We start from the raw sequence: 22,095 nt of genomic DNA, 5'->3' as shown, positions 1-22,095 counted from the left end.
CAAGGAAGCTCCTGGTCGTCCTCAACGCTATCATTCGCGACAAAACCGCATTCGCGTGAACACAGTTGCCATGCCGTTACGCGGGCCGGAGAATGCAGCGGCGAAGAAGGCGACTGGCTACGCCGGCGCACCGGTGCCATTGTCTGGATTGCCTCGAAGCTCATAGGTCACGGAATGGATCCTCGGGTCTGCGCGCGTCGCTTCGCTCCTTGCTCCGCCCCAGAATGACGAGGCTGAGAAGCCTCGGCCAATCGCCAATCGCCAAACCTACCCCACGATGGCGAAGGCGTCGCGGGTCTTGCCGGAAGCGGTCTTGACCGGCTTCTGGCCGATCCATTGCACGTGCCGCCCGAGTGTCGCGGCGGCCGATTCGGTGTTGCCTTGTCTCAGGGCGCTCAGAATCGCGCGGTGATCCTGGTCGGTGCGGGTTTCCCATTCCGAGCGCCAGGCCGCGAAAAGGAAGCGCGCGCTCGCGGCATGCAGGTCGTCGATGGTGGAGAGCAGGCGCGGCATGTTGCAGGGCGCCAGGATCAGCCGATGGAAGGTGCGATTGGCCTCTTCCCAGGAGCGCACGTCGCGGGATTTGTCGCCGGCCTTGGTCGCCTCCTCGGCCTGGTCGAGGATCGACGCCGTCAGATGCGGCACGGCATGGCGCAGCGCCAGCACTTCGAGCGCCGCCCGCATCTCGGCCACCTCCCTCACCTCGCCGAGATCGAAAGAGGCGACGCGCACGCCGCGGCGCGGCTCGCTAATCGCCAGCCCTTGCGCCTCCAGGCGCCGGAAAGCCTCGCGCACCGGGACATGACTGGTGTTGAATTCCTCGGCGACATGGTCCTGGCGCAGCCGCGATCCCGGTTCAATGGCGCCCGAAATGATGCGGTCCGCCAGTTCCTTGCTGATGCGGACGGCGATCGTGTCTTCTTTGCTGGCCATATTTTATAGATAATTTGCCGGACCGCTCCTTGTCGAGACGGCCGGCGCGGGATTCACAGGCGCCCTGCCCGGCGGACGCAAATGAGCCGGATCCGCGGGCTCAGTTGACGCGGCTGATGCAGAAATCGATGACGTCGATCAAAGCCGACTTCTGCGGCGTCGCCTCCAGCGGGGCTAGCGCGTCGCGGGCGATCTCACCGAAATGGCGGGCGCGGCCGATCGTATCGGCGATGGCGCCGTGGCGGGCCATCAGGCCGATGGCCTTTTCAAGCCCGGCATCGTCGGCGACGTTGTCCTCGATGGCGCGCTTCCAGAAGGTGCGCTCGGCCTTGGTGCCGCGCCGGTAGGCGAGGATCACCGGCAGCGTCACCTTGCCCTCGCGGAAATCGTCGCCGACATTCTTGCCGAGATCCTTGCTCGAGCCGCCATAGTCCAGCGCGTCGTCAATGAGCTGGAAGGCAAGGCCGAGATTCATGCCGTAGGAGCGAAGCGCCGCGCGATCGGTGCGCGAGGCCTGGGCGATGACCGGCCCGACTTCGGCGGCGGCCGAGAACAGCGCCGCCGTCTTGGCCTTGATGACGGCGAAATGCTCGTCCTCGGTGGTCTCGAGGTTCTTGGCGGCGGCAAGCTGCATCACCTCGCCCTCAGCGATGATCGAGGCCGCGGCCGACAGAATGTCCAAGGCTTCCAGCGAACCGACCTCGACCATCATGCGGAAGGCCTGGCCGAGCAGGAAATCGCCGACGAGCACGCTCGCCTGGTTGCCCCAGATCATGCGCGCCGTCTTCTTGCCGCGGCGCAGCGCGCTCTCGTCGACCACGTCGTCATGCAGAAGCGTCGCCGTGTGCATGAATTCGACGGCGGTCGCGAGCTTGACATGGCCTTCGCCGGAATAGCCGAACATCTGCGCGGCGGCGAGCGTGAGCATGGGCCTGAGCCGCTTGCCGCCGGAGGAGATCAGATGATTGGCGATCTCCGGGATCATCTCGACGTCGGAGCCGGCCTTGGACAGGATCAGCTCGTTGACCCGCCCCATATCGGCGGCTGTCAGATCGATCAAATCCTTGATGGAAGCGGGTTCCCGCTTGCCTTCGATGTTGAGAACGACACCCACCACGACAACTCCCGTCAATCTGACGCACCCTTGGTCCCTCGCCGACTCTAGGGCGGCGCAACCGGGCACGGCAAGAGGCGAATTAGCGCGGCTCCGCCGACGGAGTGTCCACGCGCACGTTTACACGAACGCCACAACCTGCGATTTTCGTTTCATGATCGAGCTTGTCCGCACCAACGACGCCGTCGTCATCTCCTTTGTCGAATCGCTGATGCGCGATGCCGGCATCGCCTGTTTCGTCGCCGACCAGAATATGAGCGTGCTCGACGGTTCGCTCGGCATCCTGCCGCGGCGCGTGATGGTCGATGCCGAAAAGGTCGATGCCGCACGGCGCATCCTCAAGGATGCCGGCATCGAGAACGAGATCCGCAAAAAATAATGGGAGCCAGCACCGCCCCCGTCCCGGATACGCCGGCTCACACGATCGATGCCTTCCATCGCGGGCGCTTCTGGCTGGTGCAGCCGAGCCGCGGCGGTCATCGCGCCGGCATGGACGCCATGATGCTGGCGGCCGCCGTGCCGTCCGGCTTTTCCGGCCGGCTCGCCGACTTCGGCGCGGGCGCCGGCGCCGCCGCCCTTGCCGTGCTGTCGCGCTGCCCAGCGGCACAGGCCGTGCTCGTCGAGCGCTCCGCCGAAATGGCCGGGTTCGCCACTGCCACGCTTTCGCATCCCGGGAATGGCCATCTCGGCGACCGCGCCTCGGTGCTGACCGCCGACGTGACGCTGACCGGTCGAGCGCGGACCGAGGCCGGGCTTGCCGACAACTCCTTCGACTTCGTCATCATGAACCCGCCGTTCAACGCGGCCGAGGATCGCTCGACGCCCGACGCGTTGCGCAGAGAGGCGCATGTGGCGGAGGACGGCCTGTTCGAGCGCTGGATCAGGAGCGCCGCCGCCGTCGCCAGGCCGCGCGGCGGGCTGGCCGTCATCGCGCGGCCCGAGCAGTTGGTTGCCATCCTGAACGCGATCGAAGGACGCTTCGGCGATGCCGAGTTGCTGTGCGTGCATCCGCGGCCGGATGCGGCGGCGATCCGCATCGTCGTCAGGGCGGTGCTCGGCGCGCGCGGAAAACTGTCGATCCGCCCGCCGCTCATCTTGCACGGGCCGTCCGGCAACGGGCCGGCGGAGCGGACGGAAATGATCAATAACGGCCTGGCATCGCTGTTCGGCGATTGATCCTTGAAGCGCGTCGCGTTGAAATGGATTCTAGCGACGCGCTTCAAGTTTTTGTTTTATGCATGTCTTTTTCGCAAAACCGCTGCACACTTTTGCGCGACATGCACTGGCCGGCGATGCGGCATTGCCGTTGGCCGGCGAGTTCCTTACATGCCCAAGCAGGATGACGCTGCGCCCGTGAAACAGACCAACCGACCTGATCTCATCTTGCTCTTTTGCCTTTTGTCCGGAGACAATCGTTCGTGAAACGCCTTTTCAACCGCCTGCTGCCGAAATCCTGGCGCTCGACAGTCGTCACCATTCCGGTCATCCGGCTGCAAGGCCCCATCATGGCCGGCGGAGGCCAGTTCCGGCCGAGCCTGTCGCTCGCCTCGACGGCCGGCCTGATCGAAAAGGCGTTCGGCTTCGACGCGCCGGCGGTCGCCATCTCGATCAATTCGCCGGGCGGCTCAGCGGTGCAGTCGCGTCTGATCTTCAAGCGCATCCGCGACCTGGCGGCGGAAAAGAACAAGAAGGTGCTGGTCTTCGTCGAGGACGTGGCGGCCTCGGGCGGCTACATGATCGCGGTTGCCGGCGACGAGATCTTCGCCGACCCGTCCTCGATCGTCGGCTCGATCGGCGTGGTCTCGGCCTCGTTCGGCTTCCCGGAACTGATGAAGAAGATCGGCGTCGAGCGGCGCGTCCACACCGCCGGCCAGAACAAGGCCGTGCTCGATCCGTTCAAGCCCGAGAAGGAGGAGGACGTCGAACGGCTGAAGGCGCTGCAGCTCGAAGTGCACGAGACATTCATCGACCTCGTCAAGGAACGGCGCGGCAGCAAGCTCAAGGATGACCCGGACCTGTTCACCGGCCTGTTCTGGACCGCCAAGCGCGGCCTCGAGCTCGGCCTTGTCGATGCGCTGGGCGATATGCGCAGCGTGCTCAAGACCCGTTTCGGCGAAAAGACGCAGCTCAAGCTGATCACCGCGCCGCGCGGTCTGTTCGGCCGTTTCGGCCTGTTCGGCTCGCGCGTTTCGGCGCCGGATATCGCGGCGGCCGCCGCCAGCGGCGTCCTCGATGCGGCGGAAGAGCGCGCGCTGTGGGCGCGCTTCGGGCTTTGAAAAAGCCATGAATGCGGCTAGCATGGCCGCTTGACCGACCCATTCGGCCGGCCTTGCCGCGAGGACGCGGGAGGAGTTTTAGAGATGCCGCAGATCATTTTCTTCGCCGTTGTCGGCGCCGCCGCTTACTTTGGCTACCGCGCTTTCGTGCGCGAGGCCGAACGCGTGACGGCCAAGATCCGGCGTACCGAAAGACAGGCGGCGAACGGCACGACGGGCACGCTGGTCAAGGACCCCAAGACCGGCGAATATCGTCTCGCCAAGGACTGATCCCATCTCGCCAGCAGCCGACATCCTGGAGCCCGGCACAGAGGTCCGGACGTGGCTTGCGCCTGCCAAGATCAACCTGGCGCTGCATGTCATCGGACAGCGCGCCGACGGCTACCATCTCATCGACAGCCTTGCCGTCTTCACCCGCTTCGGCGACCGGCTCGAGATCGAGCGGGCCGAGCAGGATGAATTCTCGGTATCCGGCCGTTATGCCGCCGGGCTGCCGCTCGACGGCGACAATCTGGTGGTGAAGGCGCGCGATGCCTTGCGCCGGGAAGCCGGCATGCAACAGGGATCGCCGGTCGCCATCCGGCTGGAGAAGAACCTGCCCATCGCCTCCGGAGTCGGCGGCGGCTCGAGCGACGCGGCGGCCGCGCTTAATGGCCTGGCGCGGCTCTGGAAGCTCGATATCGACGACAATTCGCTAGCCCGGATCGGGCTTTCGCTCGGTGCCGACCTGCCGATGTGCCTCGAATCAAAGCCGCTGATCGCACGCGGTATCGGCGATGAAGTCTCGCCGCTATCCGCCTTTCCTGCGCTTGGGCTGGTGCTGGTCAATCCGGGCATCGCGGTCTCGACGCCGGACGTGTTCAAGGCGCTCTCCAGCCGCGATAACGAGGCGCTGCCGCCACTGCCTAAGCGCCTCGATTTCCACACGATCCGCAACTGGCTGGAGACGACGCGCAACGATCTCGAGCCTGCCGCCCGTTCGGTCCAGCCGGCGATCGGCGAGGCGCTCAAGGCGCTCAAGCGTGCCGACGCCGCGTTCGCGCGCATGTCCGGCTCGGGCGCCACATGTTTCGGCCTGTTCGAGACCGGCAATGTCGCAAAGCGCGCGGCGATCGAGATCCGCGCCCGCCACCCCGACTGGTTCGTTGCCGCGACGCGCAGTATGGAGGTGAGCGATGGCGAAGCTTGACGAAAGCCGGCCCTTCATTCCGGTGCGCATCGCCGTGCTTACCGTCTCCGACACGCGCGGCCTCGCCGACGACAAATCCGGACAGACGCTGGCCGACCGCATCGCGGAAGCCGGCCACAGCCTTGCCGCGCGCGATATTGTCACCGACGACCGCGAAAAGATCCGCGACAAGGTGCTCGGCTGGTCGAAGGACGAAAACATCGATGTCGTCATCACCACCGGCGGCACCGGCTTCACCGGCCGCGACGTGACGCCGGAGGCGCTGGAGCCGATCTTCGAAAAGCGCATGGACGGCTTTTCGGAAGTCTTTCACCGCATCTCCTACGACAAGATCGGCACTTCAACGATCCAGAGCCGGGCGACCGGGGGCGTCGTCAACGCCACCTTCGTCTTCGTGCTGCCGGGCTCGCCCGGCGCCTGCAAGGACGCCTGGGATGGCATCATCAAGGCGCAGCTCGACTATCGGCACATGCCCTGCAACTTCGTCGAGATCATGCCGCGGCTGGACGAGCATCTCAGGCGCGGCGGCAAGCCAACCTCGTAAAGCTCAGTTAAAGCGCCCGGCCGGCACGGCGGGGCATCATTTCGGCGGCGCGATCCAGATTTCGGCGTTCAGCCTTCTGGTCGCCAGACCGCGCGCCAGGGCTTCGGCGTTGCGCGCGCTCTTTGCCAGAGCCGAGGCCTGACGCTTGCTGATGACAAGCCCCTCGGCCAGCGCACGATTGCTCGAGAACACCCTGGCCAGGAAAGGCGCACGGTTGGCGCGGGCGCGTGAAAAGCGCGCCGGCATGGTCTGTTTCGCCGTGTGCGCCACGACTTCGTCGATCCAGCCCTCGGCGAGCCGCGCCCCTGGCTCGAGCAGGAGCAGCCAGTCGCCCTTGGCTTGGCCGATACCGACGCCGATCCCGCCGGTCGCATAGTGGCAGCCGGCATGCTCGGCCACCCGGTGCGTCTGATCGGTCGAGCCTTGATCGCAGACGATCACGTCGCGCACGACGCCTTCGACCGCGCCGCCGACCAGCGAGGCGAGCGTACGGGCAAGCCCCTCTTCGTCGTTGCGGGTTTCGATAAGGACGCTGAGCATTTTAGCCGAATAGCGGAAAGTGCGGCGATGCGCCAGTTGCGCGCTTCAAGCGAAAAAGTTCTTGCTTTGTTCTCTTCGGCAAAATAGGAATAGTTTCATGAACAGAGCGATTCGACAGCCTGCCGACAGTCCCTGGGAGAGGGCGAAAATGGAACAGATCGTGCGAGCCGACATTGCCGCCTTCGGAGCAGGAAGAGCCGAAATGGCAAATGCGATGATCGAGCAGAGCGGCTTGCGCGTGCGGCCCGATCGCAATCGCGGCCGCTCGGCCGGGATCAATCCGTCCGGCCGGTTCGAGCCGGTCAGCCGGCATGTGTTCGACGACGGCTGGAACTCGCTGGAGGAACTGCCGCCGTTCAAGACGGAAGTGCAGGTCGAAAAGCCGCGCACCATCATCACGCGCAACGAGTCGCCTGACATCTCCTTCGACCGTTCGATCAACCCCTATCGCGGCTGCGAGCATGGCTGCGTCTACTGCTTCGCCAGGCCGACGCATGCCTTCATGGGCCTGTCGCCGGGGCTCGATTTCGAATCGAAGCTGTTCGCCAAGCCGGATGCCGCACGCATGCTGGACAGGGAATTGTCAAAATCGGGCTACCAGCCGCGCACGATCGCTATCGGCACCAACACCGATCCCTACCAGCCGATCGAGAAGCAATACCGCATCATGCGCGAGATCCTGGAAGTGCTGGAAGCGCGCGGCCATCCGGTCGGCATCGTCACCAAGTCGGCGCTGGTGACACGCGACATCGACATCCTGTCGCGCATGGCCGAGCGCGGCCTTGCCAAGGTGGCGCTGTCGGTGACGACGCTCGACCGCATGCTGGCGAGAACGATGGAGCCACGCGCCTCGACGCCGACGAAGCGGCTGGAGGCGATCAGGCAGCTTTCGGACGCCGGCATCCCGGCATCGGTCATGGTGGCACCGATTATTCCGGGGCTTACCGATCCGGAGATGGAGCGCATCCTCGATTCGGCTAGAGCCGCCGGCGCGCGGGAGGCCGGCTACGTCATCCTGCGCCTGCCGCTCGAAGTGGCGCCGATCTTCAAGGACTGGCTGTTGCGTCATTATCCCGACCGCTACCGGCATGTGATGTCGCTTATCCGCTCGATGCGCGACGGCAAGGATTACGATTCCGAATGGGGCAAGCGCATGAAGGGCGCCGGTCCCTATGCCTGGCAGATCGGTCGGCGCTTCGAGATTGCCGCCAAGCGGCTCGGCCTCAATGTCGAGCGGCGGCAGCTTCGCACCGACCAATTCGTCGCAGGCGCCAGTGCCGGCGAGCAGCTGATGCTGCTTTGACGCCAGCACCGGCCATGACGGCCGGCGCTAAGCACTTCCAGGCAAAGCGATTTTCGGTCTGGAATTGTCGTCCTCAAGAATCCCGTCCGGCCCCTGTCCCCCGGCTGTGAGACGGTGCCTTCCCGGTCCGACGCCCCATCCGACCCGGAAGGACTTGCGGAGAATCGGAGCCGATGCGAACCTGGCCGCACCATGGCTCGCGCGCGTTCCGATTCTCCGCTTCTCTTTGAAATGGTCGAGAAGCCCGACTTCTCGATCGAGACGAAAGCAATAGCAGACGGGCTGTGGCCGGTCGCCGGCATGGACGAGGCCGGCCGCGGTCCGCTCGCAGGTCCGGTGGTGGCCGCCGCGGTGGTGCTCAACCCCGCCAATATTCCCGAAGGGCTCGACGATTCCAAGCGCCTCACCCATTTGCAGCGCGAGGCGCTGTTCCTCAAGATTCTCGGCTCGGCGCTCAGCATCTCGATGGCTTCGATCAGCGCCGAAGGCATCGACAACAGCAACATTTTGAAAGCCAGCCTCGAAGCGATGCGCCGCGCCGCCGCCGGCTTGTCCTTGCGGCCGAAGCTCGCCCTGGCCGACGGCCGCGACATACCGCCAGGTCTCGCCTGTGAAGGCCGCGCGCTCATCAAGGGCGACCAGCGCTCGCAGTCGATCGCCGCCGCCTCGATCATCGCCAAGGTGATGCGCGACCGCATAATGTGCGGCTGCGGCGGACATCACGAGCGTTACGGCTTCGAAGTGCATATGGGCTACGCGACGGTCCGGCACCGCACCGCGATCGAGGCGCATGGGCCGGTGGCACGGCTTCACCGAGCCTCGTTCGCGCCGTTCCGGTTGGGTGGGGTTGAGATGGCGGAAGAGGAAGAGAGCCTCGCCGGGCTGGAGTAGTTAGCTGATCCCCCCAATGTGAGGGAGATGTCCGGCAGGACAGAGGGGGGCGCTGTCCCGCCAGCCTGTCAGCCAGTCGCACGAACTTCTCGCACAGTTTGCACTCGACCCAGCGCACAGAATGAGACGCCGCGATCCTTCGCGCCCCCCCTCTGCCCTGCCGGGCATCTCCCCCACAAGGGGGGAGATCAGCAGTTCAGGCGCCGCGCTCCTTCCAAACAAAAAAGCCGCCGGGTTGCCCAGGCGGCTTTTGATTTCGAAGTTTCGAAGTCAGCTCAGTTCAGCTTGGCCTTCACATCATTGAGCGCCGACTTGAACAGATCCGCGCCGGTCTTGACGTCGACCTTGGTGGCGAGCAGCGTGCGGGCGGCTTCGACGGCGATGTCGACGGCGGTGGCGCGCACTTCGCTGACCGCCTCGCGCTCGGCCTGGCTGATCTTCTGCTCGGCAAGCGCGGTGCGCCGGGCGACATAGTCCTCGGTCTTCTTGGCCGCCTCGGAGGCAAGCAAGTCAGCCTCGCGTTTGGCGGCAGCGACGATGTCGGCGGCCTCCTTCTCGGCTTCCTTGCGCTTCTGCTGATACTGGCGCAGCAGCTGCTGGGCCTCCTCGCGCAGGCGCCGTGCCTCTTCGAGCTCGCTGCTGATCTTGGCCGCGCGGGCGTCGAGCGACTTGGCAAGCATGCCCGGCACCCTCAGATAGACGACGGCGCCGAGGAAGATGATCAGGGCGATGGTGGCCCAGAGCGTGGCGAGTGATGTGGCGTCCATGATCCCGCTCCTCACCGGCTCGCGGATTTGACCGCGGCCGCGATTTCGGCCTTGTCGGCCTTGCCGCCGACAAGCGCCTCGACGATGGCCGAGGTTGTGTCCTCGGCGATAGTGCCGACTTCCTTCATCGCCTTGGCCTTGATCGAGGCGATGCTCGCCTCGGCCTCGCCAAGTTTCTTCTCAAGCTCGGCCTCGAGCTTCTTGCGCGTGCCCTCGGCTTGCGCCTTGGCGGCGTCGTTCGCCTGCTGGCCGATCTTGTTGGCGTTGACCTTGGCTTCCGCCAATTCCTGCTCATAGGCAGCAACCGCGGCGTCCGCCTCGCCCTTCAGCCTTGCGGCATGGTCGAGGTCCTGGGTGATGCGGTCGTTGCGGACATCGATGATGCCGCCAAGACGCGGCATCACAACCCGCTTCAGGAACAGGTAAAAGAGCCCGAAGGTGATGACCAGCCACAGGATCTGCGACGGGAAGGTCTTGGCGTCGAACGGCGGGAACGCTTCATGCTCCGCGGCAGGCACGGCAGTGCCGGCATGCGTATCGCCCTCGGCCGCGGCCGGCGCTGCTTCTTGCGCATAGGCAGATGTCACGAACATCTCATTCCCCTGTCCCTAGAACGGGCCGCACCATGCGGCCCCTTTCGTCAGCGCCGGCTCTTACTTGAAGACCAGGAGCAGAGCGATCAGGAGCGAGAAGATGCCCAGAGCTTCGGTCACGGCGAAGCCGAAGATCAGGCGGCCGAACTGGCCGTCGGCAGCCGACGGGTTGCGGAGCGCACCCGAGAGGTAGCTGCCGAAGATGTTGCCGAGGCCGATGCCCGCGCCGCCCATGCCGATGCAGGCGATACCAGCGCCGATAGCAGCTGCTGCAGTTGCGTCCATTTCAAAACTCCTGTGGTTTCTCTGTTCGTTGAAGTTGGTACGTTGGGTAAGCTGGCGCCGGGGCGCCGGTGAAAATCAGTGGCTCGGGTGCAGGGCGTCGTTCAGATACATGCAGGTCAGCACCGCGAACACATAGGCCTGCAGGAAGGCGACCAACAGCTCGAGCGCGGAGAGCGCGACCGCCATGGCAAGCGGCAGCACCGAGCCGGCGATACCGACGGCGCCAAACGCGCTCAGGCTGACGACGAAGCCCGAGAACACTTTCAGCGTGATGTGGCCGGCCAGCATGTTGGCGAAAAGACGAACCGAGAGGCTGACGGGCCGCGAGACGAAGGAGATGATTTCGATCGCCACCACCAGCGGCAGAAGGTAGCCCGGCACGCCATGCGGCACGAACAGCTTGAGGAAGCCGAAGCCGTGCTTGGCGAAGCCGTAGACGAGGACCGTGCCGATGACCAGGATCGCCAGCGTGAAGGTGACGATGATGTGGCTGGTGACGGTGAAGAAATAAGGGAACAGGCCGATCAGGTTGGCGACCAGCACGAACATGAACAGCGAGAACACCAGCGGGAAGAACTGCATGCCCTGCTTGCCAGCGGCATCGCGCAGCATGTTGCCGACGAATTCGTAGGCCATTTCGGACACCGACTGCAGGCGACCCGGAATCAAGGCGCGGCTGGAGGTGCTCATATAGAGGAAGGCGGACGCCAGGACGATCGTCACGACCATGAACAAAGAGGAGTTGGTGAAAGATACGTCGTAGCCGCCGATATGCAGCGGGATGATCGGATGGATCTGGAACTGGTGGATCGGATCGACCTTGTCAGCAGCCACTTTAAATCCCCGTCAAAGCCACAAACGGCTTTTTAATTCACTTTAGCGCCCTGCGGCGCCTCACTTCATTCTCTCGGCTCGCGCGGCTTGCCGCCCTGGCCGAATTCCGATGCCAGTCCCGCCGAGCGCAGGACATTGAGTATGCCTGCGCCAAAGCCCAGCAACAGGCCGACGATCAGACCCCAGGGCGCTATTCCCGCCAGACGGTCGATGATCCAGCCCAAGCCGACACCAACCACCACTCCGGCGATGAACTCGCTGGACAGCTTCAGCGCCTGACCGTAACCGGTCGCAGCTTTCGCTTCGTCTTTCCCCTCGGACCGGTCCGTGCGTCTCGTCGCAAGCGATGCTTCGAGGTCGCGCCGGCGGCGCTCAAGTTCGTCGTCGCGGATGGTGGCTTCTGGCTGCCTGCCGCGGCCGGTTTCTCCGGTTCCGTCTGGCCCGGTTTTGTCGGCCATCGCAACCCCCCTGCCCGGGCAGACGATTGCCGTCCGTCCGCTTCTAAAGTCGCCGGCAACATAGTTAGAGGGTCCGCCCCCGTCAAGCCACGGGCCAAACTTCCGAGCGATGTATTTTTAGCAGTTAAATCAATGGTTTATCGAGGTGCGACATCGTGCCCTTCACGCCTGCGTGAGGTAACGGCGCGAATCCGCGCGACAAGGCGCGTCCGCCGAGGCATTGCCGGGCGTCGGAGGAAGGGATAGCCGGGGCGGTGTTTGGGCGGCTCAGCTTGAGCCGCCTAAGCGCGTCGCGATGCTTCAGATTCGCTCCACGCGCTTCAGTTTTTGATTTCGCGCGTGTCTTCCCGAAACCGCTTACCACTTTCGGGAGACATGCTTTAGCGGCTCAGCTCCAGCCGCCGCCATAGGTGCGGTAGAAGATATGCAGGCCGATCCTGGTCATCTTGTGCATGGCCCGCGCCCAGCCCGGATGGACGTAATTGGCGTAGTAATGCGTCGAAGAACCGACCTCGGGAATGAATATCTTGCCGGCGGTCACCGCCATGGCAACCTCCTGGGCGGTCTTGTAGGAGGCCAGGTCGGTGATTGTCTTCTTCCTGCCGTCGCAGGCAAAGGAGAACTGGCAGCGGTTGAACCAGTTGTCGTTCTGGTAGACGACGCCGCAGATCGTCTTCGGATAGGTCGGATTGCGGACGCGGTTGAGGATCACCTGCGCCACCGCCGCCTGGCCGCGGACCGGCTCGCTGCGCGCCTCGAAATAGATGCCCTTGGCAAGGCAGGCCTGCTCGGGCTTGGAAAAGACACTTGCCGGCAGGGGGGTCTGCAGCCAGGCATGGTCGCCCTTGCCCATCGGCGGAATGAAGCGGCCATCGTTGGGATCGTCCTGCAGCAGCGCCTCGAAGGGCGAAGCCTTGGCGTAGTCGGGCGCGGACTGGGCATAGGCCGAGGCAAGGATGTCCGGCTTGTCGTTGTTGACGAGAGCGACAAGTGCCGCCGGCAGCGCCGGATCAGGCCTCTTGTCCTCGCGAAGATGGAAGGCCTGGGCGATCTGGACTTCCTTGCCCTTGATGCCCGGCTTGGCGAAGGTGAGCTTCAGGCCGCTGTCCATCGCGGGACGCAGCAGCGAGGAGGTGCGCTCGAAAATCGAGCCGGCGCTGAAATTCTTGGGCGGCGCGACTGGCGACACCTTGACGATGCGGCCCTTCTTGTCGGCGCGCACGACACGATCCTCATCGGGCGTCGCGCCCACGGCGCTGCCCTTGCCGCGGAAGGCGACGGTACCAACCCCCGGCAAATTCACGCCGGAACCGGACAGCGAGCCGGTGGTGACGGAATCGACAAACGGCATTTCGGCGGCATGCACCGAGCCGGCGGCGGATTTCTCGATATAGGCGTTCCAGCGGGTGTCGGACGATTCCAGGCCGGAGATCAGGCTTGCCATATCCTGGTAGGCGACGGCCGACGGAAAGCCGATCCAAATACCGAGCCCAAGCACCAAAGGAGGAAGAAAGGAACGTTTTTTCGCAACGGCGGCGGCGGCAAGCCGCAATGAAACGCGTCGATGCACGGAACTCTCCAGAACGCTACTGACCCCGGAGAGTCAAAATGAAGCATTAACCTTGATGCGGGGTTAACGGCATCGATCATGTTCTTTTCATGTTTGAGGAAAGCCAGCGTGCAATTTTCACGGCGGGGCCGATGAAGAATCAGGCTCTGGGCGGGTGCATCGGCTTCGGCTGAATCAGGCCTGGCGCAGGAAGATCGGCCACGCGAGCGCCGCGCAGATCGCGGCCGCGAGCCACACGCCGGGCCATGCGAAGACCACCAGCAGCCATGGAATGGCGATGGGCACCAGACAGAAGCCGATGAACACAAAACTGTTGGCAAGGCTGAGTGCCGTGCCGACATGGCCGGCGCCGGCAAGCGTGGCAAGCTCGGTATAGGCGACGCCGTGCCAGGCAGAAACGGATATGCCGGCAACGACGACCATCAGCGGAAGCAACGGCAGCAACGACGGCGCGTCGGCAGCGCCGATCACCAGCAGCCACAGCGCCAGGAAGGCAAATGCGCTCAGCGCGCTGCAGAGTTTCAGGAACGGGCGACGGTTGCGGTGGCGGTCGGTGAAGCGCCCGCTCCAGACACGCATCGCCATTGCGCCGGTCTGCACCGCAGCGAGGCTGGCGCTGGTCACAAAGGTGCCCATGCCGGCGAAGTCATGCAGGAAGACCGAGGCGAAGGTCAGCACCGCGACCTGCGGGAAGCAGAGCAGGCCGATGGCGGTCGAGATGCGCCATACCTCGATGTTGCGCAACGGCGCCGGTCCAAGTGTCGCCGTGGCGGGGTGAGGGCCGCTTTCCACTGGCGGCTCGTGCAGCCAGCGCCAGGTAAACCAGGCCGAGAGCGCGGAGACGACCGCAAGCAGGCCGAAGACCGCCGTGAAGCCCAAACTCAACGCAAGCGACGGCAGGACAAGCGCGCCCAGCCCGCCGCCAAGCGGCACCGCCGTCTGCCTGATGCTCATGGCGAAGCCGCGCTCGCCCTCGCCGAACCAGCCCATGATGGCGCGGCCGCTGGAACCGTTGACGCTGCCGCCGAGCAGGCCGACGACGAGCAGGCTTGCCGACAGCAGCGCGACGCCGGGAACGGCCATTTTCGTCGGCACGACAAGCAGCGCCATGATGAAAAGCCATGCGGCCGTCGCCCCGAGCCCGGTCAGGAGCACGCGGCGGTCGCCCCAGCGGTCGGTGAGCACGCCCCAGGGCAGCTCGCTCAGCGCCACGCCCAGACCGAGTAGACCCAATGCCAAGCCCAGCGAGGCATTGTCGAGGTGGTAGCCCTGGCGCATCACCACCGCGGTTGCCGGAATGCCGGAGAAGGTGGCGGAGAAGCCGGCATTGGCGGCGACGCCGATGCCCAGCACCTTCCAGCGATGGTTGGGGCCGAAGGCGCGGCGGGCTGAGGCGCTGGCAATGTCTCCCGCGGGCGGCTGGCAGACATTTCGTGTGACGATGGCGGACATGGCTCCATTCCTGTGATGGCCGGCTGACGGCTTGACGGACCGGATGTAGCGCCATAGCTTCATCCATAAAATCAGGAAGTTTTTCACCAACAATCCTGAAAATCAGGACTATCCCGATGCGCCGCGTCACTTTCGACCTCGATGTCCTCAGAACCTTCGTCACCGGCATGGAGCTGGGCAGCTTCGCCAAGGCGGCCGAACGGCTTGGCCGCTCGACATCCGCGGTCAGCGCGCAACTGAAGAAGCTGGAGGAGCAGGCGGACACGCCGGTCTTCCGCAAGGCAGGGCGCGGCCTGGCGCTCACCGAAGCCGGCGAGACGATGCTCGGCTATGCGCGGCGGCTGATCGAGCTCAACGACGAGGCGGCCTCCGCCATCCGCGACGTCGAGCTGGAAGGCTGGGTACGGCTCGGCCTGCAGGAGGATTTCGGCGAGGCCGTGCTGCCCGACGTGCTCGGCCGCTTCGCCCGCGCCCATCCCAAGGTCCGCATCGAAGCACGGATCGGCCGCAGCCACGACCTTGCCGAGCGTGTCCTGTCAGGTAATCTCGACATCGCGCTTGCCTGGCATGACGGCATGGCCCTGCCCTATAGCCGCCATGTCGCCGACGTGCCGGCGCGCTGGATAGGCCCGGCCAAGCCGATCGAGGCTGGTCCGCGCAATGGCGAGCCGCTGCCGCTGGTGGTGTTCGAGGCGCCGTGCCTGCTCAGAACCGTGGCGACCGAGACACTCGATCGCGCGGGCATGCCCTGGCGCATCTCCTTCTCGAGTCCTTCCCTCGGCGGCATCTGGGCGGCGGTGGCGGCAGGCCTCGGCCTGACGATCCGCACCGATATCGGCCTGCCGGCCAATGTCAGGGCAATCGCGCCGGGCGTGCTCGGGCTGCCTGCCCTGCCGACAATGGCGCTGCACCTGCACCGGAAGGACGCCGAGCTCGACCCCGTGGCGACGCGGCTGGCGGAGATTCTTTTGCAGGCGGCGCTGGAGACGCTGCCTGAGGGAGCGCGAACCGGCGATGGACTGCGGGAGGTCGCTTAGCGTCTTAGCCGACGCCTTTCGACATCGTCATTCTAGGGCGAAGCAAGGAGCGGAGCGACGCAGCGCAGACCCTAGAATCCATTCCGTTACTTCGCGCGAGGAATGCAGCGGAGCAGAATTCTGAATCGTCGCGGCGCTTCTAAGTCACGGAATGGATCCTCGGGTCTGCGCTGCGTCGCTTCGCTCCTTGCTTCGCCCGTGGATGACGAGGGATCAGCGTCGGCGCTTTCCCAGAAGTCACCGCTTCTTCGCCCTGCCCGCAAACGGATTTTCCGAGGTGCGCAGCGCCATGCGGATCGGCACGCCTGGCATGTCGAAGGCCTCGCGCAGGCTGTTGGTCAAATAGCGGACATAGGATTGCGGCATGGCGTCCGGCCGCGAGCACGAGACGACGAAGCCCGGCGGGCGGGTTTTTGCCTGGGTGACGTATTTGATCTTCAGCCGGCGGCCGGCGACGGCGGGCGGCGGGTGATGCGCGAGGATGCCTTCCAGCCAGCGGTTGAGCTTGCCGGTAGAGACACGGCTGTTCCAGACCTTGTGCGTCTTGATGACGCTTTCCATCAGCCGGTCGAGGCCGCGCCCGGTCTCGGCCGAGACCGTCACCGCCTGGATGCCGCGCACCTGCGGCAGGAGCCGCTCGGTCTTTTCGCGCAGCTCGGCCAGCAGCTCCTGCGGATTGTCGATCAGGTCCCATTTGTTGAAGGCGATCACCGGCGCCCTGCCCTCGCGGATGATGAGGTCGGCGATTTGTAGATCCTGCTTCTCGAACGGGATGGTGGCGTCGAGCATGATGATGACGATCTCGGCGAAGCGGATGGCGCGCAGGCCATCCTGCACCGAGAGCACTTCCAGCTTTTCATGGATCCTGGATTTGCGGCGCATGCCGGCCGTGTCGAACAGCTTTATCCTGCGGCCACGCCAGTCCCAGTCGACCGAGATCGAATCGCGGGTAATGCCGGCTTCCGGACCGGTGAGCAGCCGCTCCTCGCCGATCAGCGCATTGATCAGCGTCGACTTGCCGGCGTTCGGGCGGCCGACGACGGCGATGCGCAGCGGCTTGGTGTCGTCATAGGGCGCTTCAGCATCCGGGTCGGCGATGTCCTCGCCGATCAGAACCTCGCTGGCGGCGATCTCGCCGGCTTCGTCTTCCTCATCCTCGCCGAAAGCGCGTTCCTGGCCGAGCGCTTCAATCACCGCATCGCGCAGATCCGGCATGCCCTGGCCGTGCTCGGCCGAGATCGGGATCGGCTCGCCGAGGCCGAGTTCCCAGGCTTCCAGCATGCCGCCTTGAGCGCCACGCGCCTCTGCCTTGTTGGCGACGAGCACCACCGGCTTGCCCGATTTGCGCACCACCTCGGCGAAGGTGCGGTCGTCGGGCATCAGGCCCGACTTGGCATCGACGGTGAAGAAGATGAGGTCGGCCTCTCGAATGGCGATCTCGGTCTGCTGGCGCATGCGGCCGGGCAGCGTCGAAGCCGCCGCGTCCTCGAAGCCGGCGGTGTCGATGACATCGAAATGAAGATCGTAGAGTTTTGCCGCATGGACGCGGCGGTCGCGCGTTACACCAGGCGTGTCGTCGACAAGCGCCAGCTTCTTTCCGACCAGCCGATTGAAAAGAGTCGATTTGCCGACGTTAGGCCGGCCGATGATGGCGACTTTGAAGCCCATCCAGGATCACGACACGTTGCCCGACCCGCGGATCAACTCGGACATCAGCTGCGCGCGCTGGCGCACATTGCGCGGGGCGGCTTCATCCGAAGAGATCTGGTCGAACAGTTTGAGCGCGTCCGCCGACTTGCCGTCCTTCCAGGCGGCAAGGCCGAGCGCCTCGCGCGCCGAATGGCGCAGCGGATTGGTGTCGGCGGTGAGCGCCTCGATGCGGCTGGAGACATCGGCGTAGGAGCCGTGGTCGACGAGCAGAAGCGCCGCCCTCAGCCGCGCAATATCGCGAATGCCGGCGGGAATGGCGCTGTCGGCGGCGACCTCGTCGAAATCCTTGACCGCGCCATCGACGTCGCCCTTGTTGGCCTTGACGGTCGCGGCGCGCATGCGGGCGAGCAGCGGATAGGCGCCGTAGCCGTCCTTCTCCAGCTGGTCGAGCGCGGCGATCGCCTCGTCATTCTTGCCGTCATTGGCGAGCTTGAGGGCCGCCGAGAAGGCGTCGCCCGAGCGGTTGGCGCGGGTTTCGTCCCAATAGCGGTAGCCGACGACAGCGGCGGTGCCGAGCACGATCAGGATGGCAAGGCCGAGAATGGCCGGGCCGAAACGGTCCCATAGCTTCTGCGCCTGCTCGCGACGAATCTCTTCGTTGACTTCGCGGATAAAACTGTCGTCCGACATCAATCAAAACCATTGCGGCCCCAGGAGGGGGCGCTTCTTGAGCCCGCGTTTTAGCGAAATTTCGTCGGCATGGAAGGGGGCGGACCGGAAAATCGGCTGAGAATGCCGGGCGCCCACAGTCCATACCTGAACGCAACCGCGCCACATTTGCGCGATAGCCGGCTTCCGATCGGCCGGAAGACGTCCCCGCCAGAAGGTTGTCAATGCTTCGTTCGTACCGCGTCCTTGCGATCAGTCTCGCCTCGCTCGCCTCAGCCAATACCGCCTTCGCCGATCCGCCGAAATCGCCAACGGTTTCGCCGGCCAAGCAGGTCGTGCTGATCTCGTTCGACGCCGCCCGCGAGATCTCGCAATGGCAGCGCAGCCGGGCGCTGGCAAAGCGCACGGGCGCGCATTTCACCTATTTCCTGTCCTGCGTGTTCCTGCTCTCTCCCGAGACGCGGCTGCACTATGCCGGCCCCGGCAAGGCCGCCGGCAAATCGAATGTCGGCTTCGGCGCCTCGAAACAGGATGTCGCCGACCGGCTGGAGCAGGTCCGGCTGGCCGCGGCCGAGGGCCACGACATCGGCAGCCATGCCTGCGGCCATTTCGACGGCAAGGCCTGGAGCAAGGCCGACTGGCTGGCCGAATTCGCGTCCGCGCGGCGCATTTTCGAGAATGCCTATGCGATCAACGGCATTTCTCCCGAGCCGGCCGGCTGGCGCAATTTCGCCCGCCATACCGTAACCGGTTTTCGCGCGCCCTATCTATCCACCGATAAGGCGCTTTACGAAGCCTTGCCCGAGGCCGGCTTTGAATACGATGCGAGCGGCGTCTCGAGCGGCCCGGTCGTGCCGCCAGCCCTGAATGGCATAACCCGCTTCGCCCTGCCGCTTATCCCGGAGGGAGACAAGGCCAAGCCGGTCGTCGCCATGGATTACAATCTTTATGTCCGCCACTCGGGCGGCACCGAAAAGCCGGCCGAGGCGGACGCATTCACCGAGCGCGCCTATCAGGCGTTCCACACCGCCTTCGAGGCTCAGTACAACGGCAAGCGCCTGCCCCTGGAGCTCGGCTTCCACTTCACGTTGATGAATAACGGCGCGTACTGGAACACGCTGGAGCGCTTCGCCGGCGAGGTCTGCGTGATGCCGCAAGTCGAGTGCATCAGTTTCCGCGACTATCTCGCGCGCCAGCGGCCCGGGCAGGCGCAGGCGGCGGTGGGCGGCTGAGCCGCCCACCTTGCAATCCGACCTAGGCCGGATCCGGCTCGTGTGCTTGGCGTTCGATGAAACGGCGATCGATGTCTGGTAGCGGCTCGCCATGGATCGTCGCCTCGAAAGCACGAAGGCGTTTATATATGGAAATCAACTCGACAATGGTTGGCCAGGAGTTGACCAGATATTGGAACGACGAACGCACCTGATCAAAAGAGTTTAGGATCTGATTTAGGGCCCCAAGCTTTATCTTGCCAGCAACCATTGTGGGCACGAGAACTATATATGGGAATATATTATCGATTTGCAGGTAGAAAATTCTAGCCACGTTAAAATATAGATAATGGAAATACTTTCTGAAATAGTTATTTTTGACGTTCCGAAAAAGTTCAGCGACAGTTGGCGGCTGCGCACGACCTATATCGTCCTCGCCGTAGACAAGCTCTTTGCGGAAAGCCGCCTCGACGCGTTGTGTGCGGAACTCAAGCCCCGGAAGCTTGATACCAACCAGCGCCAAGAAAGTGGTTCCGAAAATGGACCAGACGATAGCCACAGCGACGAGTGAATAAGGCACCGTGCCGACAATCGGCAATTCCGTAACGTTCTGCGAAAGATGCAGCAGCACGGGAAGAAACGCGATCAGGGTCATGACCGACCCAACCAAGCTAACACCCAGATCCTCCATCGTGGTTGAGAAGCGCATCGTGTCTTCCTGGACACGCTGCGATGCACCTTCGATACGTCTCAACCTATCCCAGTTGGCCATATAGTAGTCGTTCATGGCGGTGCGCCAACGAAAGATCCAGTGGCTTACGAAGAACCGATTGAGAGAGCCAACAGTAACAGCCAGAAGCGCGATCCACATGATGGTCAGCAGCTGGCTGTAAAAATCCCATGGCGTCGTAGAATACGGTGTCCCCAACGCCTTTTGAATAAGATCGTAAAAAGGGCCGTACCAATCGTTGAAAGCAACGTTGACCTGCACCTGGTAATAGATCACGAAGAGGATGAGCGAAGTCCCAAGAACTGACCAATTCAACCATGGATGGGGTCGATACCAAGCCCAAAAACCGTAGAAAACGAAAACGACCGCGGCGAAATATATGTAGAACCACAGAAAGGGCTTCGACCAAAAGAGCTCGACGCCGATGATCTTGGGGACACCCTCTGCTACCGGAGGCAATCCGAACATCGCGCCCAACTGCTCGCCGCCGAAGAACCAGAACAGGATCGCGGCAAGGCTCCAGACGGCGGCCGAGGTGAAGAAAAGCTTCGGCTGCGGGAAGAAGGATACGAACACTGTGGCGGGTTTCCTCGGTCTGACCGCAAATCAGCGGCGTTGCAGTTCGGCGGGCATAAAGTCACACATTAGGGGGAAAGAAAATGCCCGTGCCCGACGTCCGGCATCGAACAAACCGCAAATCATGGCGATTTTGGCGCAGCCGACCAAGCAATGACGCCGGAGGCGAGCAGCGCCGACGCTGCCATGATCGAAGCAAGCACGTAATTGCCCGAAGCCTGGGCGAGCAGGCCGGCGGCGATCGGGCCGACGATCTGGCCAAGGCCGAAGGCCGCCGTCATCACCGCGAAGATGCGGCGCGGCGCCCGCGGCGCGAGCTGCCTGCCCATCTGTAGGCCCAGCGCCGTGATGGCGATGAAGGTGCCGCCGAGCAGGACGCCGGCGATCAACGGTCCGGCGGCGCCCTTGACGACGACACTGGCGGTGACGCCGACCACCTCGACCAGGCAACTCGCGGCATAAGTGGCATAGAGCCCTAGCCGGCCGGCGAGCTTCTGCCACGCCCAAGTCGAGGGAAAGCCAGCGAGGCCGGCGACCATCCAGACACTCGCCTCGAAGACGCGGCCGCCGCCGCCCTGGCGGACGATGGCGACCAGGAAAGTGGCGGTCACCACATAGCCGAAGCCGAACAGCCCATAGGCGACGATCGTCCTCACCAGGGACCCGTCCTTCGGCAGCGCCGGCTCGCGCCCGTCGGTGACATTGGCCGGCGTGGTCGAGCCGGCGAGCAGCGCGACGACGAGCAGGCCGACGGTCGAAAGCGCCCCCGACCAGAGCCAGCCGGCGGCCCAATCCGCATGTTCGGAGACGAGGACCGCCAGCAGCGCCGAGGACGCGGCAATGCCGAGGCCGACGCCGCCGAAATGCAGCGCCTGCAAATCGCCGCGGCCGGCCTCTGCCAGATGGCTGAAGACGATCGAGGCCATGAACACCATGACGAAGGCACTGGCGAGGCCGGCGAGGAAGCGGATGACGAGAAAGGCGGCCATCGTCTCGTTGAACCCCATGAGGGCCGCGAGCACGGCGCTGGCGGCGAGGCCGGCGAACATCAGCATGCGCTCGCGGCCATGCGCCCAGCCACCGGCCGCGGCAAGCGCGCCGATGAGGTAGCCGACATAATTGGCGGAAGCGATCCAACCGGCATCGGCCGGCGTCAGGCCAAGTCCCTCCATCATGCCCGGCAGGATCGGCGTGTAGACGAAGCGGCCGATGCCCATGGCGACGGCAAGCGCGACCATGCCGGCGAGAGCAAGCCGCAAGGGAGATGGCGTGGCGTTCATTGCGGCGCACAATAATTGCATGTGCAGGTGAAACAATGCGCTTGCGTTGGGCCAGGTGCACGTCCCCTCACCCAGCCTCCGCTTCGCTCGGCTGACCTCTCCCCGGTGGGGAGAGGAGCCTGTCGGCGCTGGCGCCATCTCTTCTCCCGAAGGGAGAAGGTGGCCGCGAAGCGGCCGGATGAGGGGAGCACCG

The 22,095-nt window shown here is 64.5% G+C and carries 24 protein-coding genes; 10 read left to right on the top strand and 14 right to left on the bottom strand.

The genetic code is table 11. The features are described from left to right. Positions 1-267: 267 nt before the first annotated feature. Both LB526_RS28025 and LB526_RS28020 read right to left on the bottom strand, forming a co-directional pair. Positions 268-933: a GntR family transcriptional regulator gene (locus LB526_RS28025; RefSeq protein ID WP_224526504.1), complete on the bottom strand. Its 666-nt coding sequence runs from the start codon at positions 931-933 to the stop codon at positions 268-270. A gap of 100 nt (positions 934-1,033) precedes the next feature. Further along, a complete protein-coding gene (locus tag LB526_RS28020) occupies positions 1,034-2,047 on the bottom strand; it encodes a polyprenyl synthetase family protein (RefSeq protein WP_112095919.1) in 1,014 nt (337 codons plus the stop codon). Positions 2,048-2,201: 154 nt separating this feature from the next. On the opposite strand from LB526_RS28020, the gene LB526_RS28015 reads away from it, so the two are divergent. From LB526_RS28015 to moaB, 6 genes are all read left to right on the top strand, one after another. Beyond that, positions 2,202-2,426: a DUF2007 domain-containing protein gene (locus LB526_RS28015; RefSeq protein ID WP_027164594.1), complete on the top strand. Its 225-nt coding sequence runs from the start codon at positions 2,202-2,204 to the stop codon at positions 2,424-2,426. Further along, positions 2,426-3,223 (top strand): tRNA1(Val) (adenine(37)-N6)-methyltransferase, encoded by a 798-nt coding sequence (locus LB526_RS28010; protein ID WP_224601287.1) that lies wholly within the window; start codon positions 2,426-2,428, stop codon positions 3,221-3,223. The genes LB526_RS28015 and LB526_RS28010 overlap by 1 nt, the downstream gene beginning before the upstream one ends. Positions 3,224-3,465: 242 nt before the next feature. Continuing rightward, positions 3,466-4,323 (top strand): S49 family peptidase, encoded by an 858-nt coding sequence (locus LB526_RS28005; protein WP_095768714.1) that lies wholly within the window; start codon positions 3,466-3,468, stop codon positions 4,321-4,323. 84 nt (positions 4,324-4,407) lie between these two features. Next, a complete protein-coding gene (locus LB526_RS28000) occupies positions 4,408-4,593 on the top strand; it encodes an NfeD family protein (protein ID WP_095768715.1) in 186 nt (61 codons plus the stop codon). A 25-nt stretch (positions 4,594-4,618) separates the two neighbouring features. Further along, complete coding sequence (locus LB526_RS27995) at positions 4,619-5,512, top strand: 4-(cytidine 5'-diphospho)-2-C-methyl-D-erythritol kinase (protein ID WP_224630481.1); 894 nt, start codon at positions 4,619-4,621, stop codon at positions 5,510-5,512. Beyond that, positions 5,499-6,056, top strand: coding sequence for a molybdenum cofactor biosynthesis protein B (moaB, locus tag LB526_RS27990; RefSeq protein WP_224630479.1), 558 nt, complete (start codon positions 5,499-5,501; stop codon positions 6,054-6,056). The genes LB526_RS27995 and moaB overlap by 14 nt, the downstream gene beginning before the upstream one ends. 36 nt (positions 6,057-6,092) lie before the next feature. Here the strand turns inward: moaB and LB526_RS27985 are convergent, their stop codons facing one another. Beyond that, positions 6,093-6,596 carry a glycosyltransferase gene (locus tag LB526_RS27985; RefSeq protein WP_224630478.1) on the bottom strand — a complete coding sequence of 168 codons (504 nt, stop codon included), beginning with the start codon at positions 6,594-6,596 and terminating at the stop codon, positions 6,093-6,095. A gap of 148 nt (positions 6,597-6,744) precedes the next feature. On the opposite strand from LB526_RS27985, the gene LB526_RS27980 reads away from it, so the two are divergent. Together LB526_RS27980 and LB526_RS27975 are read left to right on the top strand one after the other, a co-directional pair. Beyond that, positions 6,745-7,899, top strand: coding sequence for a PA0069 family radical SAM protein (locus tag LB526_RS27980; RefSeq protein WP_224630477.1), 1,155 nt, complete (start codon positions 6,745-6,747; stop codon positions 7,897-7,899). A 192-nt stretch (positions 7,900-8,091) separates the two neighbouring features. Further along, positions 8,092-8,790 carry a ribonuclease HII gene (locus tag LB526_RS27975; protein WP_224630476.1) on the top strand — a complete coding sequence of 233 codons (699 nt, stop codon included), beginning with the start codon at positions 8,092-8,094 and terminating at the stop codon, positions 8,788-8,790. A 275-nt stretch (positions 8,791-9,065) separates the two neighbouring features. On the opposite strand, the gene LB526_RS27970 is transcribed toward LB526_RS27975, so the two are convergent. From LB526_RS27970 to LB526_RS27940, 7 genes are all read right to left on the bottom strand, one after another. After that, on the bottom strand, positions 9,066-9,557 hold the full coding sequence (locus LB526_RS27970; RefSeq protein ID WP_224630475.1) for a F0F1 ATP synthase subunit B: 492 nt from the start codon (positions 9,555-9,557) through the stop codon (positions 9,066-9,068). An 11-nt stretch (positions 9,558-9,568) separates the two neighbouring features. After that, the gene (locus LB526_RS27965; RefSeq protein WP_095768722.1) at positions 9,569-10,150 is read right to left on the bottom strand and encodes a F0F1 ATP synthase subunit B; all 582 of its coding nucleotides are present in this window, start codon (positions 10,148-10,150) and stop codon (positions 9,569-9,571) included. Positions 10,151-10,210: 60 nt separating this feature from the next. Next, positions 10,211-10,435, bottom strand: coding sequence for a F0F1 ATP synthase subunit C (locus tag LB526_RS27960; protein WP_027164582.1), 225 nt, complete (start codon positions 10,433-10,435; stop codon positions 10,211-10,213). A gap of 75 nt (positions 10,436-10,510) precedes the next feature. Further along, positions 10,511-11,269, bottom strand: a complete 759-nt coding sequence (locus LB526_RS27955) for a F0F1 ATP synthase subunit A (protein ID WP_224630474.1) — start codon at positions 11,267-11,269, stop codon at positions 10,511-10,513. A gap of 65 nt (positions 11,270-11,334) precedes the next feature. Continuing rightward, positions 11,335-11,727 carry an AtpZ/AtpI family protein gene (locus tag LB526_RS27950; RefSeq protein WP_095768724.1) on the bottom strand — a complete coding sequence of 131 codons (393 nt, stop codon included), beginning with the start codon at positions 11,725-11,727 and terminating at the stop codon, positions 11,335-11,337. Positions 11,728-12,115: 388 nt separating this feature from the next. Continuing rightward, positions 12,116-13,297 (bottom strand): cell wall hydrolase, encoded by a 1,182-nt coding sequence (locus LB526_RS27945; RefSeq protein WP_224630473.1) that lies wholly within the window; start codon positions 13,295-13,297, stop codon positions 12,116-12,118. A 174-nt stretch (positions 13,298-13,471) separates the two neighbouring features. Further along, positions 13,472-14,749, bottom strand: a complete 1,278-nt coding sequence (locus LB526_RS27940; RefSeq protein ID WP_224630472.1) for an MFS transporter — start codon at positions 14,747-14,749, stop codon at positions 13,472-13,474. Between the two features lie 116 nt (positions 14,750-14,865). Between LB526_RS27940 and LB526_RS27935 the strand changes: the two genes are divergently transcribed. Beyond that, positions 14,866-15,786 (top strand): LysR substrate-binding domain-containing protein, encoded by a 921-nt coding sequence (locus tag LB526_RS27935; RefSeq protein ID WP_224546901.1) that lies wholly within the window; start codon positions 14,866-14,868, stop codon positions 15,784-15,786. A 237-nt stretch (positions 15,787-16,023) separates the two neighbouring features. Here LB526_RS27935 and der read toward each other — a convergent pair whose 3' ends face one another. After that, a complete protein-coding gene (gene der, locus LB526_RS27930; protein ID WP_224630471.1) occupies positions 16,024-17,454 on the bottom strand; it encodes a ribosome biogenesis GTPase Der in 1,431 nt (476 codons plus the stop codon). Between the two features lie 6 nt (positions 17,455-17,460). Continuing rightward, positions 17,461-18,126, bottom strand: a complete 666-nt coding sequence (locus LB526_RS27925; RefSeq protein ID WP_140845806.1) for a tetratricopeptide repeat protein — start codon at positions 18,124-18,126, stop codon at positions 17,461-17,463. Positions 18,127-18,329: 203 nt separating this feature from the next. Between LB526_RS27925 and LB526_RS27920 the strand changes: the two genes are divergently transcribed. Then, positions 18,330-19,337, top strand: a complete 1,008-nt coding sequence (locus LB526_RS27920) for a polysaccharide deacetylase family protein (RefSeq protein ID WP_224630470.1) — start codon at positions 18,330-18,332, stop codon at positions 19,335-19,337. 22 nt (positions 19,338-19,359) lie between these two features. On the opposite strand, the gene sbmA is transcribed toward LB526_RS27920, so the two are convergent. Continuing rightward, positions 19,360-20,622, bottom strand: a complete 1,263-nt coding sequence (gene sbmA / locus LB526_RS27915; protein WP_224630469.1) for a peptide antibiotic transporter SbmA — start codon at positions 20,620-20,622, stop codon at positions 19,360-19,362. Positions 20,623-20,744: 122 nt separating this feature from the next. Continuing rightward, positions 20,745-21,902 (bottom strand): YbfB/YjiJ family MFS transporter, encoded by a 1,158-nt coding sequence (locus LB526_RS27910; RefSeq protein WP_224630468.1) that lies wholly within the window; start codon positions 21,900-21,902, stop codon positions 20,745-20,747. Positions 21,903-22,095 lie beyond the last annotated feature (193 nt).

It is taken from the genome of Mesorhizobium sp. CA6 (assembly GCF_020165035.1).
GTDB lineage: Bacteria > Pseudomonadota > Alphaproteobacteria > Rhizobiales > Rhizobiaceae > Mesorhizobium.
Note: the sequence above shows the minus strand (reverse complement) of the source record. Positions and strands in the feature narration are given on the sequence as shown.